Raw genomic sequence first — 2,848 nt, 5'->3', positions numbered from 1 at the left:
ATACAGATTAAACAATTAAATGTTTTACAAAAACGATTGTCAAAAAGACATTTTTCCTACAAAATAAAGACATATTAGGCCTAATACTGAACACTAATGGACGATTTTTCTAAATCATGCTCTATGTTAATTAATATAACCAACGCAACTATGCCAAAGTTTTTGGCGTATAGGCAATAAACTAAATCTTACTCAATTTACTTTTAAAATCATCATCTTATGGAACGTAAAGAATTTTTATCGCTCGTCGGAGTGAGTGTTGGGGCGATAATTTTACAAAATTGTATGACAAGTTGTAAAAACGATTCGACACCCACCCCTGCTAATACCGGTGGCAATACTGGAGGGAACAATGGCGGAGGAACGACTACCGGCATAACAGGCAACAACTTAAAAGCCAATGGAACAATCGATTTTACGATAGATTTATCTAGTGCAAGCTTTGCTGATTTAAAGACCAATGGAAAAGCGATAGTGAGCGGTGATGTAATTGTAGCACGTACGAAAACTGGCACGTATATTGCTGTAGCTAAGGCATGTACGCATGAAGGAACGACTATAAGTTTTGAACCAGATAACAACCGTTTTAATTGTCCAAATCATGGATCAAACTTTGATTTGACAGGAAAAGTACTCAATGGGCCAGCCGTCAGTCCACTAACACAATTCGCCGCCGTTTTTGATAGTACCAAAAACACAATAAAGGTTTCTTAGAAAATCGATTGTGTTTTTACTTAAAACACTCCTCAAAAATGCTATCTTTAGCGTTTTTAGGAGTGTTTCTGTTTTTCTATCCCATGATCATTGATAATTATAATCATTTACCGAATCCAGATTCGGAGTATGACGAAAAAGTAATAGCGTTTTGTAAAAAATGGTTGAGCCAAGAACAGACATTTATATTAAAGACGTCTGGCTCAACAGGTGAACCCAAGCCCATTACCCTTACCAGAGCACAAATGGAGGCGAGTGCCGTGCTTACTGGAAAAACTTTTGGTTTAACCAAAGGTGATGTAGCGCTAGTTTGTCTTAATGTAGATTATATTGCAGGCACGATGATGTTGGTGCGAGGCATGGTATTAGGTTTAAAACTGATTATTGTTCCACCTAGTAATAATCCCCTTGGAGCTGTCTCAAACGAGGCTATTGATTTTGCCGCTTTTGTGCCCCTGCAATTACAAAGCATCTTGGAGAGCCAACACCAAGCACAAATAGATACATTGAACAAGATGAAGGCTATCATCGTGGGCGGAGCTGCCACCAATAATCAACTGGCGGAACAAATTCAACAATTATCAGTTCCTGTGTATAGTACCTATGGCATGACGGAGACGGTATCGCACATTGCCATTAAAAAACTAAATGGAAGCAATAGCAACGAACATTTTTGTGTATTAGAAGGTGTAAAGATTGGTATCGACGAACGAAGCTGTTTAAACATCGTGGCGGCGGCTACTAATTTTGAGTTGATACAAACCAATGATTTAGTGGAAATCTTACCCGATAATCAGTTTAAACTGACGGGCAGATATGATAATATTATTAATAGCGGTGGCGTAAAAATTCAATTAGAAAAAGTAGAAAATATCTTTGAGCCTTATTTAAAGCCCTTGCCTATCAACCGATTTTTTGCTTTTGGTATTCCTGATGATAGACTTGGACAAAAGTTAATTTTAGTCGTTGAAACTGACAAGCTGAGCGACGACATAAAACGGACATTGCTTGAAAAAGTAAAAAATGATTTAGATACTTATCAGGTTCCTAAAAACATTTTTACGATTTTTAGTTTTTCGGAAACACCCACTGGAAAAATTGATAAAAAAGCCACCATAAAAAGATTAAATTTGTAAAAAACATTGAGGTTTAAGTAATGAGGTAACATTAAACGACCTAACAAAAAGGCTAATGTATTCATTTTAAATATATTAATCGCTAAAACACTCATTCATTAAATCACTCAATTACTTAATAAAAAGCATGAAAGTAGATAAATTATCACAATTAGAAATCAAATTCGAGACGGCAGATATTTTGCCTCCTCCTTTCTCTCATCAAATTCTCCTGACTTTAGATTTCAAGGAAAACTTTATTGATACCAAATTTGAAATTGCCTATACTTATCGAGACGAATTGAGCGACGAGGAGATTTTGGAAGAAGGATTTACAGGTAATGAAGATTTGGCATGGGCTGGCGAGTTGTCGAAAGCATGGGAAGCACCTATCTTAAACCTCCTGAGCAAAACTCCTGAAAAATTCAACACGAAGGCGTTGGAGGAAGAACAGAATTTTCTAGAAATTACGATTAATCAAAAAGCAAAGGGCAATCTTATTAATCACGATGCTTGGGAATATTTATTACAAGAGCTTACGCAGGCGGTATATGAAACCTATGGCAAAGAGGCGCCTTTTAAATTGATATTTAAAAAGATAGAAAAAGATAAAAGCACTTCGACTTTTGAATTGAATTTACATTATACCAACAGAACCGTAGAGGCGTCAACAAGCGTTGCGGACGTGATAGATCATAAAAAGATTTCGTGGGAAGAAGCTAGCGATTTGCTACAACATATTTTTATTGGTGATTTTATTACTGATAAGGCAAGTAAAGCGGAACCTAAAACGGCAGGAAAATTTCTTTCGATTGGTGATGGTTTCTGGTATGAATTTACAAAGAGCTTAAAAAATCCTAATGGTAACAAAGCTTATATTATAAATTTATATGAAAGGTTTGAGGAGTATTTGTAGGTGTGAGTGATGAGTTTTGAGCTTTGAGAAGTTTGTCAACTAGAATTAAACAACTGACAAACAGCCTATTATATACTCATTACTATTAGCGGGTGACTTAAGT

The 2,848-nt window shown here is 35.9% G+C and carries 3 protein-coding genes; all 3 read left to right on the top strand.

Features of this window, described 5'->3' with window-relative positions:
- Positions 1 to 219: 219 nt before the first annotated feature.
- Positions 220 to 714: a QcrA and Rieske domain-containing protein gene (locus AC07XN_RS23995; RefSeq protein ID WP_309922738.1), complete on the top strand. Its 495-nt coding sequence runs from the start codon at positions 220 to 222 to the stop codon at positions 712 to 714.
- A 38-nt stretch (positions 715 to 752) separates the two neighbouring features.
- A complete protein-coding gene (locus AC07XN_RS23990) occupies positions 753 to 1,850 on the top strand; it encodes an AMP-binding protein (protein WP_494744887.1) in 1,098 nt (365 codons plus the stop codon).
- A 127-nt stretch (positions 1,851 to 1,977) separates the two neighbouring features.
- Positions 1,978 to 2,745 (top strand): hypothetical protein, encoded by a 768-nt coding sequence (locus AC07XN_RS23985; RefSeq protein ID WP_494744886.1) that lies wholly within the window; start codon positions 1,978 to 1,980, stop codon positions 2,743 to 2,745.
- The last annotated feature ends 103 nt before the right edge of the window (positions 2,746 to 2,848 follow it).

The organism is Arcicella sp. GW458-12-2-14-TSB2 (assembly GCF_059423785.1).
Note: the sequence above shows the minus strand (reverse complement) of the source record. Positions and strands in the feature narration are given on the sequence as shown.

Coding starts and splice junctions, on each gene's coding strand:
- AC07XN_RS23995 (WP_309922738.1), top strand. CDS start 220: ATGGAACGTAAAGAATTTTTATCGCTCGTCGGAGTGAGTGTTGGGGCG.
- AC07XN_RS23990 (WP_494744887.1), top strand. CDS start 753: ATGCTATCTTTAGCGTTTTTAGGAGTGTTTCTGTTTTTCTATCCCATG.
- AC07XN_RS23985 (WP_494744886.1), top strand. CDS start 1,978: ATGAAAGTAGATAAATTATCACAATTAGAAATCAAATTCGAGACGGCA.